This window comes from Faecalicatena sp. Marseille-Q4148, assembly GCA_018228665.1.
Lineage (GTDB): Bacteria > Bacillota > Clostridia > Lachnospirales > Lachnospiraceae > UBA9414.
On the sequence record CP073692.1, the window covers coordinates 514,753 to 533,527 of the forward strand.

At 42.3% G+C, this 18,775-nt stretch carries 15 protein-coding genes; 13 read left to right on the forward strand and 2 right to left on the reverse strand.

What is annotated here, in order from left to right; translation table 11 throughout:
* Positions 1-32 precede the first annotated feature (32 nt).
* Positions 33-1,760 carry an IS1634 family transposase gene (locus KFE17_02460; protein QUO32636.1) on the forward strand — a complete coding sequence of 576 codons (1,728 nt, stop codon included), beginning with the start codon at positions 33-35 and terminating at the stop codon, positions 1,758-1,760.
* A gap of 219 nt (positions 1,761-1,979) precedes the next feature.
* Here the strand turns inward: KFE17_02460 and KFE17_02465 are convergent, their stop codons facing one another.
* A complete protein-coding gene (locus KFE17_02465) occupies positions 1,980-2,639 on the reverse strand; it encodes a YitT family protein (protein QUO33594.1) in 660 nt (219 codons plus the stop codon).
* 181 nt (positions 2,640-2,820) lie between these two features.
* Here KFE17_02465 and plsX point away from each other — a divergent pair, with 181 nt between their 5' ends.
* The 8 genes from plsX (at position 2,821) to KFE17_02505 (ending at position 12,671) form a co-directional block, all read left to right on the forward strand.
* Entirely contained in the window at positions 2,821-3,846 is a 1,026-nt protein-coding gene (gene plsX / locus KFE17_02470; protein ID QUO32637.1) for a phosphate acyltransferase PlsX, read from the forward strand.
* Between the two features lie 29 nt (positions 3,847-3,875).
* The gene (gene acpP, locus KFE17_02475; protein ID QUO32638.1) at positions 3,876-4,106 is read left to right on the forward strand and encodes an acyl carrier protein; all 231 of its coding nucleotides are present in this window, start codon (positions 3,876-3,878) and stop codon (positions 4,104-4,106) included.
* A 54-nt stretch (positions 4,107-4,160) separates the two neighbouring features.
* A complete protein-coding gene (rnc, locus tag KFE17_02480) occupies positions 4,161-4,850 on the forward strand; it encodes a ribonuclease III (GenBank protein ID QUO32639.1) in 690 nt (229 codons plus the stop codon).
* A gap of 7 nt (positions 4,851-4,857) precedes the next feature.
* Positions 4,858-8,418 carry a chromosome segregation protein SMC gene (smc, locus tag KFE17_02485; protein ID QUO32640.1) on the forward strand — a complete coding sequence of 1,187 codons (3,561 nt, stop codon included), beginning with the start codon at positions 4,858-4,860 and terminating at the stop codon, positions 8,416-8,418.
* 61 nt (positions 8,419-8,479) lie between these two features.
* Entirely contained in the window at positions 8,480-9,415 is a 936-nt protein-coding gene (gene ftsY, locus KFE17_02490; protein ID QUO32641.1) for a signal recognition particle-docking protein FtsY, read from the forward strand.
* Positions 9,416-9,443: 28 nt separating this feature from the next.
* A complete protein-coding gene (locus KFE17_02495; GenBank protein ID QUO32642.1) occupies positions 9,444-10,658 on the forward strand; it encodes a threonine ammonia-lyase in 1,215 nt (404 codons plus the stop codon).
* A 116-nt stretch (positions 10,659-10,774) separates the two neighbouring features.
* On the forward strand, positions 10,775-11,413 hold the full coding sequence (locus KFE17_02500; GenBank protein ID QUO32643.1) for a GntR family transcriptional regulator: 639 nt from the start codon (positions 10,775-10,777) through the stop codon (positions 11,411-11,413).
* 49 nt (positions 11,414-11,462) lie between these two features.
* On the forward strand, positions 11,463-12,671 hold the full coding sequence (locus tag KFE17_02505; protein ID QUO32644.1) for an NADP-dependent isocitrate dehydrogenase: 1,209 nt from the start codon (positions 11,463-11,465) through the stop codon (positions 12,669-12,671).
* A 95-nt stretch (positions 12,672-12,766) separates the two neighbouring features.
* Here the strand turns inward: KFE17_02505 and abc-f are convergent, their stop codons facing one another.
* Entirely contained in the window at positions 12,767-14,689 is a 1,923-nt protein-coding gene (abc-f, locus tag KFE17_02510; GenBank protein QUO32645.1) for an ABC-F type ribosomal protection protein, read from the reverse strand.
* A 195-nt stretch (positions 14,690-14,884) separates the two neighbouring features.
* Here abc-f and KFE17_02515 point away from each other — a divergent pair, with 195 nt between their 5' ends.
* The 4 genes from KFE17_02515 (at position 14,885) to KFE17_02530 (ending at position 18,770) form a co-directional block, all read left to right on the forward strand.
* A complete protein-coding gene (locus KFE17_02515) occupies positions 14,885-15,529 on the forward strand; it encodes a redox-sensing transcriptional repressor Rex (protein ID QUO32646.1) in 645 nt (214 codons plus the stop codon).
* 139 nt (positions 15,530-15,668) lie between these two features.
* Entirely contained in the window at positions 15,669-17,153 is a 1,485-nt protein-coding gene (locus tag KFE17_02520) for an NAD(P)H-hydrate dehydratase (GenBank protein QUO32647.1), read from the forward strand.
* A gap of 20 nt (positions 17,154-17,173) precedes the next feature.
* Positions 17,174-18,340 carry an alanine racemase gene (gene alr, locus KFE17_02525; protein ID QUO32648.1) on the forward strand — a complete coding sequence of 389 codons (1,167 nt, stop codon included), beginning with the start codon at positions 17,174-17,176 and terminating at the stop codon, positions 18,338-18,340.
* An 82-nt stretch (positions 18,341-18,422) separates the two neighbouring features.
* A complete protein-coding gene (locus tag KFE17_02530) occupies positions 18,423-18,770 on the forward strand; it encodes a type II toxin-antitoxin system PemK/MazF family toxin (protein ID QUO32649.1) in 348 nt (115 codons plus the stop codon).
* The last annotated feature ends 5 nt before the right edge of the window (positions 18,771-18,775 follow it).

Here is an 18,775-nt window from a genome sequence, read left to right on the forward strand (position 1 = left end):
TATGGTATAATAAGGGATAGGAGGGATGACAGATGAATCTTCACATAACAAAATCAAAAAATGCAGAGTCCTTTTATATCTGTAAATCTTATACAAAAGCAAATGGCAGCACTACTTCAGCTATCGTCCGCAAGCTGGGAACCTTAGAACAACTTTTGCCTGAACATGGTCCTACAAGAGATGATGTCGTTGCATGGGCGAAAAATGAAGTGAAAATAGAAACTGAAAAATATAAAAAGGAAAAAGAAGCACAGACAGTATTGATACCATTCCATGCGGATAGACAATTAGATTATGACAAGCAGGTCTTCTTCCGTGGTGGCTATCTGTTTCTCCAATCTATTTATTATCAACTACAAATGAATAAAATCTGCCGGAAATTGAAACAAAAATATAAATTCAAGTATGATATCAATGCAATCCTCTCGGATTTGATTTATGCAAGAATCTTAGAACCTTGCAGCAAACGTTCTTCTTACAAAGTTGCATCTGAATTCTTAGAAAAACCATCCTACGAACTTCATGATGTCTACCGGGCATTGGATGTACTTGGTACGGAATGTGATCTTATTCAGACGGAAGTTTATAAAAACTCCCACTTCCTTGGGAAAAGAAATGATAAGATCCTTTATTATGACTGCTCGAATTATTACTTTGAAATTGAACAAGAAGATGGAAAGAAAAAATACGGTAAAAGTAAAGAACACAGACCAAACCCAATCATCCAAATGGGATTGTTTATGGATGGAGATGGAATTCCTCTTGCTTTTTCTCTTTTTCCGGGAAATGCAAACGAGCAGACCTCTCTCAAACCGTTAGAAAAGAAAGTTCTTGGAGATTTTGGTTGTCAGAGATTTATTTATTGCAGCGATGCCGGGCTTGGCTCTGAATCAATCCGGGAATACAATCACATGGGAGAACGTGCTTATATCGTAACCCAGTCCATCAAAAAGCTGAAGAAAGAAGAAAAAGAATGGGCATTAAATTTACAGGGATTTAAAAGAGTATCCGATGGAACCCCTGTTGATATCACAAAACTACCCGAAGATGATAAAGGACTTTATTATAAAGACGAGCCCTACACCACAAAGACGCTGCATCAACGCCTGATCATTACCTATTCTCCTAAATATGCCCTTTATCAAAAATCTATTCGAGACAAACAGATTGAACGGGCACAAAAGATGCTGGATTCAGGGAGCACAAAAAAGAACCGCAAAAATCCAAATGATCCAGCACGTTTCATCGGAACTATGGCTATAACAGAAGAAGGCGAAGCTGCTGATGTAAAGCATTATCTAGATGAAATCAAGATTTTTGAAGAAGCCCAGTATGATGGATTTTACTCAGTATGCACAGATCTTTTAGATGACGAAGTTGGTGATATTTTAAAAGTAAGTGAAGGAAGATGGCAGATAGAAGAGTGTTTCCGGATTATGAAAACAGATTTTTCTGCAAGACCTGTCTATTTACAGGATGAAAACCGGATCAAAGCACATTTTCTAATCTGTTTTCTTGCATTGACCATATACCGCTTCCTTGAGAAAAAACTGGATGCTAAATATACATGTGAAGAATTATTAGATATTCTAAAAGAAATGAATTTCGCCGAAATACAGGAACAGGGATTCATTCCTTTATACAAACGAGAAAGAATTACGGATGATCTTCATGACGTCTGTGGTTTCCGAACAGATTATCAGTTCATAACAAAAAGCAAAATGAGAAATATTCAGAAAAAAAGTAAAGGGAAAGAATAAAATACTATAATCCGTGACAACAGCAAAAATCGCTGCAGCCCAGTAACCACAAGGGATACAGCGATTTTTGCTCTTCCTAACTGTCAAAGATGGGATTATAAGCTATTGGTAGAAATAGTCAACCGGAGTCAAAAAAAGAATGCCTGCACAGATGTTAAAACGCTTAGATAACCGCTGTGTAAAGGCATTCTTTTGTAAAAGTATCCTTAAATGAGAAAATCAGATCAATTCCGGATCTTTCGCTGATCTCGGCTGCCAGTTCTGGATACAGTCAATCAGATAGGAAGAAAGCGTGACGGTAATAACAGAAAAGGCAATTCTCTGAAATGGAATATAGGACAGTGACAAGGCAAGTACAAGTAAATCGGTAAACAGATAGGCTCTGGAAAGCCGCCATCCGCTGAGTTTGGAGATTGTCAGGGCGAGAGCGTCGTCACCGCCGCTGGAACCTCCCTGACGTACAATGAGACCGACACCAATTCCAACAAAAAGTCCTCCTGCAATCGCTGCGGTAAGAGGATGATCAGACAAGTCCGGAAGTACCGGAGGAAACATTTCCCATAGCTTGAAGAACAGAGAAACGCTTGCTGTTGATACGATCGAAATTTTGATGAATCTTCCGCCGAGATATTTGTAGGCGAGAAGATAGCAGGAAAGATCCAGTATCGGAGTGATGATAGAGGGAGAAATACCGAACCAGTGGTGGACTAAAAGCATTCCGCCAATGACTCCGCCTTCCGTAATTCCTGTCTGTTGATGAATGTTATAGATTCCGAAAGAGCAGATCGTAGCGCCAAGAATAATTGGAAATACTTTGCGCCAGGATAAACCGGCAGTAAGTTTTCTAAGGATCTGTCTTAGTTTGTGTTTCAAATAAATTACCTCCTTTTGTGTACGATTATATTATAAAGAATAGAGTAACCCTATAGTCAATATAGAAATGAGATAAATTTTCATAAAAACCTTACAACAAATATTGCTTTTTATACCAATGTTTAGTAGAATTAGTTTTAGTCAGTACCAGAAATTCTGGGATGACAGGAAGCAGGGAGGAATTTACATGTCAGAAATTACAAGAGTTGCCCTGGATGCTATGGGCGGAGATAACGCCCCGGCAGAGATTGTAAAGGGAGCTGTAACTGCTGTGACAAGCAGAAAAGACATTAAGGTTTATCTGGTCGGAATTACAGAAGCAATCCAGAAGGAACTTGCGGCCTATACGTATCCGAAGGATCAGATAGAGATTGTGGAAGCTCCGGAAGTGATTGAGACGGCAGAGCCGCCGGTAATGGCGATCCGGAAGAAGAAGAAGTCTTCTATTGTAATCGGAATGCAGATGGTCAAGAAGAAAGAAGCAGACGCATTTGTCTCAGCAGGGAGTTCAGGGGCCATCCTTGTAGGCGGTCAGGTACTTGTAGGAAGAGTGAAAGGAGTGGAACGTCCGCCATTGGCGCCACTGATTCCGACGAAGAATGGCGTATCACTTATTATTGACTGCGGAGCGAATGTAGACGCCAGAGCTTCCCATCTGGTACAATTTGCAAAAATGGGCTCCATTTATATGGAACATGTTGTTGGAATTAAGAATCCTAGGGTTGCAATTGTCAATATCGGAGCAGAAGAGGAGAAGGGAAATGCCCTTGTGAAAGAGACATTTCCGCTGTTGAAGGCGTGCTCGGATATCAATTTTATCGGAAGCATTGAAGCCCGGGAGATTCCTCACGGTGCAGCAGACGTTATTGTCTGTGAGGCGTTTGTCGGCAATGTGATCCTTAAGCTTTATGAGGGCATGGGAGCAGTACTGATCAAGAAGATCAAAGATGGCATGATGACTTCGCTTCGAAGTAAGATCGGGGCATTATTAGTGAAACCGGCGCTGAAGAAGACATTGAAGTCATTTGATGCAAGTGAATATGGCGGTGCACCGCTTTTGGGACTGAATGGTCTCGTTGTGAAAACACATGGCAGTTCCACAGCGAAGGAAGTGTCGAATTCTATTATTCAGTGCGTAACATTCAAAGAACAGCGTATCAATGAAAAGATACAGGAATGTATGCAGAATATATCAGAAAATTCAGAAGAGTAAATTAATAGAAGAGAAAGGATTGACCTGTTATGGAATTTGAAAAAGTAAGAGCAATTATTGCAGATGTATTAAACCTGGATGAGAATGAGATTACAGAGGAGTCAGCTTTTGTGGATGACTTAGGAGCAGATTCTCTTGATATTTTCCAGATTATTATGGGAATTGAAGAAGAATTTGATATCGAGATCGAGAATGAAGAGGCAGAGTCTATTGTAACAGTTGGCGATGCTGTTGAAAAAATCAAAAGCGCAACAAATTAAATGATGTTCGCGAAAAAGCCCGCATGGGCTTTTTCGTTTTAAAGAGAGGAAACTATGAGTCGTAATTTAAAACAATTAGAAGAGCGCATCGGGTATCAGTTTCATGATTTTGAACTTTTAAGACATGCTATGATGCACAGCTCTTATACGAATGAGAAGCATTTAAAAAAATATCAATGTAATGAACGTCTGGAATTTTTGGGCGATGCAGTACTGGAATTGATTTCCAGTGAATATCTCTTTTTAAACTATGAGACGAAATCAGAGGGAGAGATGACAAAAACAAGAGCGAGTATGGTATGTGAGCCTGCACTTGCATTTTGTGCAAGGGAAATCGAGCTTGGATCTTATCTGCTGCTTGGCAAAGGCGAAGAGGCAACGGGAGGACGCAGGAGAGATTCTGTAACATCGGATGCACTTGAGGCGTTGATCGGAGCAATTTATCTTGATGGTGGTTTTGCTAGTGCAAAAGAGTTTATTCACAGATTTGTACTGAGTGATCTGGAAAATAAACTTCTCTTTTATGATAGCAAGACTATCCTGCAGGAGATGGTACAGGCCGGACATGAGGAAGAATTATCCTATGTGCTTGTCAAAGAAGAGGGACCGGATCACGACAAGACGTTTGAGACAGCCGTCTACATTGGAGACTTCTGTTATGGATCGGGAACCGGAAGAACGAAAAAAGCATCGGAACAGGCCGCGGCATATTGTGCGATCCGTAAGATGAGAGAGATGAAGTAGGTGCAGGATGTATTTAAAAAGTATCGAAGTGCAGGGCTTTAAGTCGTTTGCCAATAAGATTATATTTGAATTTCATAATGGAATTACAGGCATTGTCGGACCAAACGGAAGCGGTAAGAGCAACGTGGCAGATGCTGTGCGTTGGGTACTTGGAGAACAGCGGGTGAAACAGCTGCGCGGAGGAACAATGCAGGATGTCATTTTTTCCGGAACAGAGAACCGTAAGCCGTTAAGCTACGCGATGGTAGCGATTACGCTTGACAATTCCGACGGACAGCTGCCGATTGATTTCAAGGAAGTGACGGTAACTCGTAAGCTGTATCGTTCGGGAGAGAGCGAATATCTGATTAATGGAAGCACATGCCGTCTGAAAGATGTGAACGAGCTGTTTTATGATACCGGTATTGGAAAAGAAGGATATTCCATTATTGGTCAGGGGCAGATTGATAAGATTCTTAGCGGAAAACCAGAAGAACGCAGGGAGCTTTTCGATGAAGCAGCAGGTATTGTGAAATTTAAGCGGAGAAAGAATATGTCGATCAAGAAGCTGGAAGACGAGAAGCAGAATCTTGTTCGCGTCAATGATATTCTCTCAGAGCTGGAGCGTCAGGTCGGACCGTTGGAACGTCAGGCGGAGACGGCAAGGGCTTATTTGAAGAAGAAAGAAGAACTGAAAAAATATGACATTAATCTATTTCTTCTGGAATCGGATCGGCTGAAAGAACAGTTGGATGCGTTGGAGAAGAAATTACAGATTGCCTCAGAGGAGCTTGATGCGGTAAATCAAAGTTATGAGGAGACGAAGACAGCATATGAGGCTATGGAAGAAGAAACAGATGCTGTGGATGCCAGAATTGAGAAATCTAAGACACAGTTGAATGAGACGACACTTTTGAAGCAGCAGCTGGAAGGAGAGATTAATCTTCTGAAAGAACAGATTCATAGTGTGCGTATGAGTGATGAGCACTATGATCAGAGATATCAGGCAATTCAAAGTGAAATGAAGGAGAAACAGAAGCAAAAAGAAGCGTTTGCAGAAGAAAAGCAAAAACTGAAAAGAGAACTTTCAGAGAAGCAGATATTAGAAGAAGAGGCTAAGAAAGCTCTTATCCAGATTCAGTCTCAGATTGCAGATATTTCTTCGAAAGTAGAAAATGCTCAGAGCGACATTTTCGGGATATTAAATAGCCGTTCTTCTACAAAAGCTAAGATTCAGCATTATGATACGATGCTTGGACAAATTCAGATGCGGCGTGCAGAGATTCATAAACGGCTGATCGAGATGAAGAGTGCAGACAGTGAACACGATGAGAGATGTCATGTGTATGAGGAGGAGTTGAAGGAGATAGCAGAAGCAATCCGAAAGCTCCTGGAGGAACAAAAGAAGGTAGAGCAGCAGATCCAGACACTTCAGGAGGAGATTGGAAAGAAAAATGAGATGCTTCGTGTCGGACAGACAGCCTATCACAGAGAACATTCACGGTTAGATTCTCTAAAAAATATGACAGAGCGCTATGACGGCTATGGAAACAGTATCCGCCGCGTTATGGAGCAGCGTGTGAAGGAGAAAGGTCTTCTCGGGGTTGTGGCAGATATCATTAAGGTACAGAAGAATTATGAAAGCGCGATTGAGACAGCGCTTGGCGGAAGTATTCAGAATATTGTAACAGATAACGAGGATACAGCTAAGCGTATGATCGGGTTCTTAAAACAGAATAAATATGGACGCGCTACGTTTCTTCCGCTGACAGCCATTGGACAAAGTCAAGGGTTTCGGACACCGGAAGCGCTGAAAGAACCGGGGGTGATTGGTCTTGCGAATGAACTTGTAACAGTGGAAGAACGCTTTCGCAAGCTGTCGGATCATTTACTTGGAAGAACGGTTGTGGTAGACCACATTGATCATGGAATTGCTTTGTCAAGAAAATATAGGCAGACACTCCGAATTGTAACGATAGAAGGAGATTTGATTACACCCGGCGGAGCAATGACGGGAGGTGCCTTTAAGAACTCCAGCAATCTTCTGAGCCGACGGCGGGAGATTGAAGAGCTTGAGAAAACGGTTCGACGTTTAAAAGACGAAATGGTTGAAACAGAGACTGCACTAAATGCCAGCAAACAAAAGCGTACCGACAGTTATGGGATACTGGAACAGATCAAAGAACAGCTGCAGGAACTCTATGTGAAACAAAATACAGCGAAAATGAATCTGGAACAGGCAAAAAGCCAACGGGTGACTGCAAAAGAAGAAATTGATCAGATTTATCGGGAAGGAACGGATCTGGAACAACAGATGAAAGAAATCCGGGAGAATCAGGAGTCAATCCAGGTGGAACTTGAGATTTCAGAATCTCTTGAGCGGGATATATCTTCACAGATAGAAATATGGCAGCAGGAAACAGAACAGGCCCGTAAAGAAGAAAATGATGCAATGCATAAGAATGAAACGATTCATTTGACCTGCGCCGGCTTGGAGCAGAAGCTGGAATTTCTTGTAGAGAATACAGAACGTCTGTCAGAAGAACTTGGAAAATCAGCAGAAGCGTTAGAGGAATTAAAGCGAAATAAGAATGACATGTCCGGTGAGATTGCAGCAAAAGAGCAAAAAATTCTGGAAATCGAGGAAACAATCAGTAATTCGAAAGAGCTGTTTGAAGAAATCAAGGCGGCAATTGCAGAAGATACGAAAACAAAAGAAATGCTCTTGCAGAAACATAAGGCATTTCTTCAGCAAAGAGAGTCTTTGCAGAAGCGAATGGGGGATCTTGATAAGGAAATTTTCCGTTTAACAAATCAGAAAGAAACATGCGAAGAAGCTTCCGAAAAGCAGACGAATTATATGTGGGAAGAATATGAACTGACTTACTATAGCGCAAAAGAACAGCGGGATGAGACGCTGGTAGATCTGGCAGATATTAAAAAGCAGATTCAGAATCTAAAAACAGAAATTCGGGGACTTGGCTCTGTCAATGTCAATGCGATCGAAGACTATAAGAATGTATCTGAGCGTTATGAATTTCTGAAAACGCAGCAGCAAGATCTCGTGGAAGCAGAGAAAACGCTTCTGGCAATCATTGATGAACTTGATGCAGCGATGAGAGCACAGTTTCAGGAGCGCTTTGCAGAGATTCAGAAAGAATTTGATCAGGTATTTAAACAGTTGTTTGGCGGTGGAAAAGGGACACTGGAATTAATGGAAGAGGAAGATATTCTGGAAGCAGGTATCCGGATCATCGCTCAGCCTCCGGGAAAGAAATTGCAGAACATGATGCAGCTGTCCGGTGGAGAGAAAGCCCTTACTGCGATTTCTCTGCTGTTTGCAATTCAGAATCTGAAACCGTCGCCGTTTTGCCTTCTGGATGAGATTGAGGCGGCATTAGATGACAATAATGTAGTTCGTTTTGCACAGTATCTGCATAAACTGACGAAGAACACACAGTTTATTGTCATTACACATCGGCGTGGAACTATGACTGCTGCCGATCGTCTGTATGGGATTACGATGCAGGAGAAAGGGGTATCCACATTAGTCTCCGTAGACTTATTGGAAAATGAGCTGGAGACATAAATGCAGTCAGAATAGAGATAAAAGAAATAAAAGTAATAAAAAGAAAAGCAGGTGATATCATATGGCAGGTGGTTTATTTAAACGTCTTGTAGAAGGGCTGACAAAAACAAGAAATAATATTGTGTCCGGTATCGATAACATTTTTAAAGGATTCTCCCATATTGATGAGGAGTTCTATGAGGAACTGGAAGAAGTTCTGATCATGGGGGATCTCGGTGTGCGGGCAACGATGGAGATTCTTGATAATTTGCGGAAAAAGGTAAAAGAGCAGCATATCAAAGAGCCGCAGGCATGCAAGGAACTTTTGATTGAGAGTATTAAAGAGCAGATGGATGTGGGGGAAGCAGCCTACGAATTTGAAAATCGTACTTCTGCAGTACTGGTCATCGGAGTCAATGGTGTTGGAAAGACAACAACAATCGGGAAAATTGCAGGGAAGATGCGGGAACAGCATAAAAAGGTTGTTCTGGCGGCGGCAGATACATTCCGTGCAGCAGCAGGGGAACAGTTGAAAGAATGGGCGAATCGCGCAGATGCGGATCTGATTGGAGGCCAGGAAGGTTCTGATCCGGCAGCAGTTGTCTATGATGCAGTTGCGGCAGCGAAGGCACGTCATGCGGATGTACTTCTTGTAGATACGGCAGGAAGACTTCATAATAAAAAGAACTTAATGGAAGAACTTCGTAAAATCAACCGCGTTTTGGAGCGGGAATATCCGGAAGCATTTCGTGAGACACTTGTTGTACTTGATGCAACTACAGGGCAAAATGCTCTTGCGCAGGCAAAACAATTCAGTGAAGTGACAGATATTACAGGAATTATTTTGACAAAGATGGATGGAACTGCAAAGGGCGGTATTGCAATTGCAATTCAGTCAGAACTTGGAATTCCGGTAAAATATATTGGCGTTGGAGAGTCGATTCACGATCTGCAGAAATTCCATGCAGATGATTTTGTGAATGCGTTATTTGATGTCAAGAAAGAAGAGGAAGAATAGTTTTTTACAGAAGAAAGAAGGAATGACAATGTTTACTTTAGAGAAATTTGAAGAGGCAAGTGAACTCGTAAAAAAAGTAACGAATCCTACAAAACTGGTATACAGCGAATATCTGAGTAAAGATACCGGTGCGAAAGTGTATCTGAAACCAGAAAATATGCAGCATACCGGTGCTTATAAATTGCGGGGGGCATATTATAAAATAAGCACACTGACACCGCAGGAGCGTGAGAAGGGGCTGATCACAGCATCTGCCGGAAATCATGCGCAAGGTGTAGCATATGCAGCAAAAGCGTTTGGCTGTAAAGCCACGATTGTAATGCCGACAGTCACACCACTCATTAAAGTGAACCGTACGAAAGAATTAGGTGCAGAGGTAGTTCTTTACGGCGATGTTTATGACGATGCCTGCGAAAAGGCCTATGAGCTTGCAGAAGAACATGGCTATACGTTCGTTCATCCGTTTGATGATATTGATGTGGCAACCGGGCAGGGAACCATCACAATGGAGATTATTCAGGAACTCCCGACAGTTGATTATATCATTGTTCCGATTGGAGGAGGCGGTCTGATCAGTGGTGTTTCTACCCTTGCCAAAATGCTGAATCCAAAGATTAAAGTAGTCGGAGTAGAACCGTCGGAGGCGGCAAGTATGACGGAGGCTCTAAAGTCGGGAGAAGTTGTTACGCTTGGCAGCGCCAATACGATTGCAGACGGTACAGCAGTGAAGCGCGTAGGCGAGAAAGTTTTTCCGTATGTACAGGAGAATGTAGATAAGGTAATAACAGTAGAAGATGATGAATTGATCGGTGCTTTCCTTGATATGGTAGAAAATCACAAAATGATCGTAGAGAATTCCGGACTTCTTTCTGTGGCGGCTCTTCGCCAGCTTGATTTGAAAGGAAAAAAAGTAGTCTGTATTTTGAGCGGTGGAAACATGGACGTTATTACGATGTCTTCGATTGTTCAGCACGGTCTGATCCAGAGAGATCGTATCTTTTCTATTTCGGTACTCCTGCCGGATAAACCGGGAGAACTGGTACATGTTGCCAAGACAATTGCAGATGCGCAGGGAAATGTCATTCGTCTGGAACACAATCAGTTTGTGAATACAAATCGTAATGCGGCAGTGGAACTTCGAATTACGATGGAGGCATTTGGGACAGAGCATAAAGAGGAAATATTAGAAGCGCTTGTGCGGGAAGGATATCAGCCTCGTCAGGTTGGAGCAAAGTTATATTAAATCGTCTGATAAATCTATAAAATTTTTGAAAACAGGTGAGATTTCACCTGTTTTTTATTGACAAAAGAAATATAATTGTATACAATTATACAAAATCAGGAATTGGAGTGATAGAAGTGAAGGAATATCAGGATCATTCTCTGCGAGGACGGGTGTTTCATGTTTTGCGGGAAGATATTCTGTCGGGAAAATATAAAGAGAACGAAGAATTAAGAGAAATTACGATAGGAGAAGAGATGGGAGTCAGCCGTACACCGGTGCGGGAAGCGCTCCGTCAGCTGGAACTGGAAGGACTTGTGAAGATCATTCCAAATAAGGGCGCCTATGTAACCGGAATTAATGAGAAGGACATTGCAGATATCTATGCAATACGATCCAGGCTGGAAGGGCTCTGCGCGAGATGGGCAACAGAGCATATTACACAGGAACAATTAGAGAAGATGGAAGAAGTGCTGCTGCTATCGGAATTTTACGGCAGAAAGAAAGAAGACGGAGGGCATGTAGTAGAACTGGACAGTGAATTTCATGAAGTATTGTACGAAGCTTCCAACAGTCGGATTCTTCAGCATGTGATGACAGATTTTCACAATTATGTGCGCAAAGCGAGAGAGACATCCGTAGAGAAGAAAGATCGGGCGGAGAAATCCATTGCAGAGCATCGCGGGATCTATGAGGCGATCAAAGCAAAGGATGCCAGGCTGGCAGAACAATTGGCAGATGAACATATCCGTCATGTAGTAGATAATTTAACGTAATGGAAAACAATATGAGAAATCAGTAAAATGAAACAGGAGGAAAAGGGCTATGGATAAAATTCAGATGACAACACCGCTTGTAGAGATGGATGGAGACGAAATGACAAGAGTTTTGTGGGCAATGATTAAAAAGCATTTGATCTGTCCGTTCGTAGAGCTAAAAACAGCATATTATGATCTGGGACTGGAGTCCAGAGACGCATCAGAAGATCAGGTAACAGCAGATGCAGCGTATGCGGTAAAGAAGTATCATGTAGCAGTGAAATGTGCGACGATTACTCCAAATGCAGCCAGAGTAAAAGAGTATGATCTGAAAGAAATGTGGAAGAGTCCGAATGGAACGATCCGTGCAATTTTGGACGGGACCGTATTTCGGGCGCCGATCCTTGCAGCAGGGATTGAACCATGTGTGAAAAACTGGAAAAAACCAATTACAGTAGCCCGCCATGCCTATGGGGATGTGTATAAGAGTGTAGAGATGAAAGTACCTGGGGCTGGGAAAGCAGAACTTGTGTATACAGCAGAGGACGGAACGGTACAAAGAGAACTGATCCATGAATTTTCCGGAGAAGGTATCATTCAGGGAATGCATAATACGAAAGCGTCTATCGAAAGCTTTGCCAGAAGCTGTTTTCACTATGCACTTGATGTAAGAGAGGATTTGTGGTTTGCATCAAAGGATACCATTTCAAAGAAATATGATCATACGTTTAAAGATATTTTTCAGGAAATTTATGAAAAAGAGTATGAGGAAAAGTTTCAGGAAGCAGGAATCAATTATTTTTATACGCTGATTGATGATGCAGTTGCCCGCGTTATGAAATCAGAAGGCGGCTATGTGTGGGCGTGTAAAAACTACGATGGGGACGTGATGAGTGATATGATCTCCTCGGCTTTTGGCTCTCTTGCCATGATGACATCTGTTCTTGTAACGCCGGACGGTAACTACGAATATGAGGCTGCACATGGAACGGTACAGAGACATTATTACAAATATCTGGCGGGGGAAGAAACGTCTACGAATCCGGTTGCGACAATTTTTGCCTGGAGCGGAGCTCTTAGAAAGAGAGGAGAGCTGGATCAGAACGATCGCCTGATGAAATTCGCTGACAGCCTTGAAAAAGCGGTCATTGACACGATCGAAAGCGGTAAAATGACAAAGGATCTGGCGGCGATTACTGCATTGGAGAATGTAATAACCTTAAACAGTGAAGAATTTATCCAGGCGATTGCAGAGAATCTTAGGAAGCTTCTGTAAGCGTTAGAAAAAATATCAAAAAAGTACGATAGAAATAAAGCTGCCGCCGGAGAATTGTTTTCTTTTTAAAAGAATCCATTTCCGGCGGCAATTAATTAAGACAGTTCTTCTGCCAATGTTTCCCAGGTTTCATACAGTTCTAAGAGTTCTTCTTCGATTGCAGATTTTTCTTCTGCCAGTTCCCGGCATTTGACAGAATTTGTATAAATATCTTCCTGAGTCATTAATTCATCAATTTCCGCATTTCTTGTTTCCAGTGCATCGATACGTTTTTCGGTTTTTTGAAATTCATTTTTTCGCTTACGTTCTCTGGCCTGTGCTTCTTTTTGGGCTTGCCAGTCAAGTTTTGTATCGGAAAGCGTTTCCTGAACGTGAGAAGGATTTTCGTCAGACGGGGCATAGATTCTTGTCAGTTCTTCTTTCTTCTCTACATAGTAATCATAGTTTCCGATATAATTTACGAAAGTATGATTCGTCAGTTCCAGGATTCTCTGTGCGGTCTGGTTAATAAAATACCGGTCATGAGAAACGTACAGGATTGTTCCGGTATAGTCATTCAAAGCTTTTTCCAGAATCTCTTTGGAGGCAATATCCAGATGGTTGGTAGGCTCATCCAGAATTAGAAAATTTGCTTCAGAGAGCATGAGCTTTGCCAGAGATACCCGTCCGCGCTCGCCTCCGCTTAAATCTCCGATCAATTTATAGACATCTTCACCGGTAAATAAGAATGCAGCCAAAACATTGCGGATTTCGGTATTGGTAAGTGTCGGATAATCATCAGAGATTTCATCAAAAATAGTTTTTTCCGGATGGAGTACATGGTGTTCCTGATCATAATATCCAATATGTACATTGGTTCCAAGCTGAAACCGTCCTTCATCGGCATCAAGAAGACCATTCAGAATTTTAAGAAGCGTTGTTTTTCCGGTTCCATTATCTCCGATGACTGCAACATGTTCTCCGCGCTTCAGAGAAAAGCTTACATGCTGGAATAATTTTTGTGTCTGAAAGGACATGCTGAGATCTTCTACGGATAGGACATCATTTCCGCTGACACAGGACGGTTCAAGGTGAAAATGAAGTTCGTTTGTGTCTTCAAGCGGTTTTTCTACCGGTACCATTTTTGAAAGCATTTTTTCACGACTTTCTGCGCGGCGGATGGATTTCTCCCGGTTAAACGAGCGCAGCTTTTCGATAACGGCTTCCTGATGTTTGATTTCCTGCTGTTGTTTAAAATATTCTTTCAGTTTTGCTTCCCGTACCTGTTTCTTCTTTTCAGCAAATTCAGTATAATTTCCGGGAAAACTCATGATTTCTCCATGTTCAATTTCAATTACTTTTGTGACAACACGATTTAAAAAGTAGCGGTCATGAGAAACAATGAGAACAGCACCCGGATAATTCATAAGATAAGTTTCAAGCCAGGCGATGGAATTTAAGTCCAGGTGGTTTGTCGGTTCGTCAAGAAGAAGAATGTCTGGTTTTGTCAGAAGCAGCTTGCCGAGGGCTACTCTGGTTTTTTGTCCTCCGGAGAGAGTGTTGACCGGTTTTTGGAATTCTTCTTCAGAAAATCCGAGTCCTTTTAATACACCTGTGAGTTCACTTTCATAGGCGTATCCATTTTCGCGTTCAAATTGGGCGGTAAGTCGATGATAGGTATGAAGCCGTTCTTCCAGATCGTCTCCGGTAAGGGAAGACAGTTCGCCTTCAATTTTGCGGATTTCCTTTTCCATTTGGATCAGGTAACTTCTTGCAGTTTTTAATTCTTCATAAATGGAATGTTCTGTATCCGGGATCTGGTGCTGAGCAAGATATCCGAGCGTTTTTCCTTTGGTAAGGACGACTTCACCGGAGTCTGGCGTAAGTTCACCTACGATCATTTTCAGGATAGTTGATTTTCCGGCGCCATTGACACCGATTAAAGCCGCTTTTTCACGGTCTTCTATATGAAAAGAGCCGGATTTAACAATGACCTGCTCTAAAAATGCTTTGCTGATATTATGACATGCGAGTACCATGTGTATCCTCCTGTTTGTTTATCTTTCATTTGGCTGGATCGTATCGCCAAGTTTCTATGCTGTTTTGACATAAAAATCTCCATGTTCAATTATAGCGCAAATATTGCAAATTACAACAAATAATTGACATCAATATGACAATTCGCTATAATATTTTAGTAAATATGCGGATTACGGAAAGACGAGGTTGACGAAATGAATGAAAGAAAGATATCACAGGCTGTTATAAGAAGATTGCCTAGATATTATCGGTATTTAGGTGAATTATTGGATAATGGAGTTGAGCGAATTTCGTCTAATGAACTGAGCAAGCGCATGAAAGTGACAGCATCTCAGATACGACAGGATTTGAACAATTTCGGAGGATTTGGACAGCAGGGATACGGGTATAATGTGAAGAGTCTTTATGAAGAGATTGGTAAGATTCTTGGACTGGATGTGACGCATAACATGGTAATTATTGGCGCCGGTAATCTGGGACAGGCTCTGGCTAATTATACTTCATTTGAGAAGAAAGGCTTTCTTCTGAAGGGGATTTTTGACGTGAATCCACGACTTGCGGGAGTTTCCATTCGCGGTGTGGAGATCCGGATGATGGATGAACTGCAAGAGTTTGTAAAAGAAAACAGAATTGAGATCGGAGTGCTTACAATTCCGAAAGCGAAAGCATCCGAAGTAGCGAAGGTGCTTGTAGATAATGGGGTAAAGGCAATCTGGAACTTCGCACATACAGATTTGAATGTGCCTTCAGACGTGATTGTAGAGAATGTACATTTATCTGAAAGTTTGATGCGGCTGTCGTATAACGTTAGTCAGCATCAGCATAAAGAGACTAAATAAAATTGCTTGGCGGCGTGTAATAGAAAGGTTCTGTTACACGTCGTTTGTTTAAAAATTAACAGAGATAACAAGGACAGGTTTGGGGAATACTAATAGAAATAAATGCAGACAGTGTTGCTCTGCAGACAGGGGTGTGGATATGAGATATTTGCCGGATGGAATATGGATGAAACATGCAGATGAGGAGACAATCGTTCAGAAACAAGTGCCGTCGATGGTGCTGATGGAACGTGCGGCACTAAAGACAGTAGAGGTACTGGAAGAAACAGAAATCGATTTATCAAAACCGCTGATTGTCTGCGGAGCGGGAAATAATGGCGGAGATGGGTATGCTGTCGCAAGACTTTTGCATTTGAAGGGTTCAGACGTGACAGTTGTACTGGCTGGAAGAGAAGCATCTATGAGTGAAGAGACGAAGCTTCAGCGGAAGATCCTTGAAAATTATGGAATAAAAGATTGTGACGGGATTCCGGCGAAAGCATATAGTGTTATTATAGATGCGGTGTTTGGCATTGGTTTGTCAAGAACCGTGGAAGGGCATTATAAAGCAGTGATTGAGGAGATGAACCGGCTTTCCGGAGCAAAAGTGGCCATCGATATTCCGTCAGGGGTATCTTCCTTTGATGGAAGTATTCTTGGTACAGCGTTTCGGGCAGATATAACAGTAACGTTTGCCTGTGAGAAATATGGAATGGCGTGTGATCCGGGAAGAGCATGGTGCGGCACTGTTTTTGTAAAAGATATTGGAATTCAGACAGATTTGTTTGACGAACAGACAGAAGTTGCCTATACTTATGAGATGAACGATCTTAGAGAGATTTTCCCGGCACGCAGTCAGTATAGTCATAAAGGAACTTATGGGAAAGTGCTTGTAATTGCGGGAAGCCGTGGAATGTGCGGCGCTGCTTATTTAAGCGCAAAGGCAGCATACTGTACCGGAGCCGGACTTGTAAAAATCTATACCGATGAATCAAACAGGATGATTCTTCAGCAGCTTTTGCCGGAAGCATTGATTAGTACTTATGAATTTTTTGAAAAAGAGCAGTTGTTGGAAGAACTTGCCTGGGCAGATGCAGCGGTGCTCGGGTGCGGACTTGGAAAAAGTCAGACAGCCAGACAGATTGTGCGCACGGTGCTGAAAGAGGCAACGATTCCTTGTGTGGTTGACGCAGACGGGCTGAATCTGATTTCAGAAGAAATGGGATTACTGGGTGAATGTCAGGTACCGGTAATTCTGACGCCTCATATGAAAGAAATGTCCCGTCTGACAGGAAAAGCGGTTGAAGAAATCAGAAAAGAGCGCATCGCAGCTATCAAAGAACTGACAGCAGCATACCCGGTTATCTGTGTATTAAAAGATGCCCGTACAATGATACACAGAGCGGAGGAACGCATTTATCTAAATACAAGCGGGAATGCGGCGATGGCGAAGGGTGGTTCCGGAGATGTACTTGCCGGAATCGTTGGCGGATTGCTTGCTCAGGGCCAAAAACCTTATGAGGCAGCTTGCGCGGGTGTTTTTCTTCATGGACTTGCCGGAGATAAGGCAAGAGATAAGAAAGGCGAGTACAGTGTGCTTGCGAGTGATGTGATCGATGCCATAGGAGAGATACTGAAAAAATAAAAGGAGCAGCAAATAGAAAGATGAAGAAATACAGCAGAGTGATGGCCAGGATAGATCTGGACGCAATTGCATATAATATGGAACAAATGCATCGAAATATTGATGCAAAGACAAAGATGATTGGTGTGGTCAAGACAGATGGTTATGGACACGGCGCGATTCCTGTAGCCAGAATGTTGGAAGCATATGAATATGTGTGGGGATTTGCCACAGCAACACTTGATGAAGCAGTGCTGTTGAGAAAGAGCGGGATCAGGAAACCAATCCTGGTGCTGGGATGTATTTTCCCGGATCAATTTGAAGAGATGCTAGAGCATGAGATTCGAATGACGGTGTATCAGGAGGAGCAGATGCAGGAATTGTCAGATTTGGCAGTACAGTTAGATCGACAGGCATATTTTCATGTGAAACTGGAGACAGGGATGTCAAGACTCGGATTTGCTCCGACGGATGACAGTGTAGAGGCGATCAGACGAATTATTGATCTGCCGCATATGAAAGCAGAAGGAATCTTTACACATTTTGCCAAAGCAGATGAGGAGGATAAGACTTATACGAGACAGCAGCTGACGATTTTCCATGAGATGACATCAAAACTGAAAGAGCGGGGAGTGACATTTCCCTATGAACATTGCTCAAACAGCGCCGGAATTATCGATGTCCGAGAGGCGAATTGTGATCTCGTAAGAGCCGGGATTGCAATCTATGGGCTGTATCCATCTCAGGAAGTATCAAAGAAAGCGGTAGAACTAAAGCCGGCACTGTCGCTGATCAGCCATGTGGAATATGTGAAGACAATTTCTGCCGGAACATCTGTCAGCTATGGGGGAACCTTCGTGGCGGAGAAAGAAATGCAGATTGCTACCATTCCGGTTGGATATGGAGATGGATATCCGAGAAGCCTTTCCAACAAGGCTTATGTGCTGATCCACGGGAAAAAGGCGCCGATTATCGGAAGAGTCTGTATGGATCAGTTTATGGTCGATGTAACAGGAATTGACAACGTGAAGTTCGGCGATCAGGCAGTACTCATAGGAACAGACGGAGAAGAAACGATTACGGTAGATCAGCTAAGTGAACTGGCAGACCGGTTTAATTATGAATTTGTCTGCGATCTTGGCAAGCGAATTCCACGAGTATATTGCCGGGACGGTAAGATCATAGAACAGATTGATTATTTTGCATAAATGATTTTGCGTGCATTTGGAATACATCCGAAAAATCTGGAAAGACTATCCATTATCATTAACATTATCGGAGTGTGAAAGAATGCAGGTAAAAAGAGGAGATATTTATTATGCAGATTTAAGTCCGGTCGTCGGCTCCGAACAGGGAGGGATACGGCCGGTGTTGATTATTCAAAATGATATAGGCAACCGACACAGCCCAACGGTTATATGTGCTGCAATTACGTCGCGCATGAATAAGTCAAAACTTCCAACTCACATTGAAGTGGATGCCAGAAGATATCATATTGTGAAGAATTCAGTAATTTTGCTGGAACAGATCCGGACCATTGATAAGCAAAGACTGAAAGAGCTTGTCTGTCATGTGGACCGGGAACTAATGAGACGAGTGGATGAAGCGCTCCGCATCAGTTTGGAGCTTCATACATAAAATGA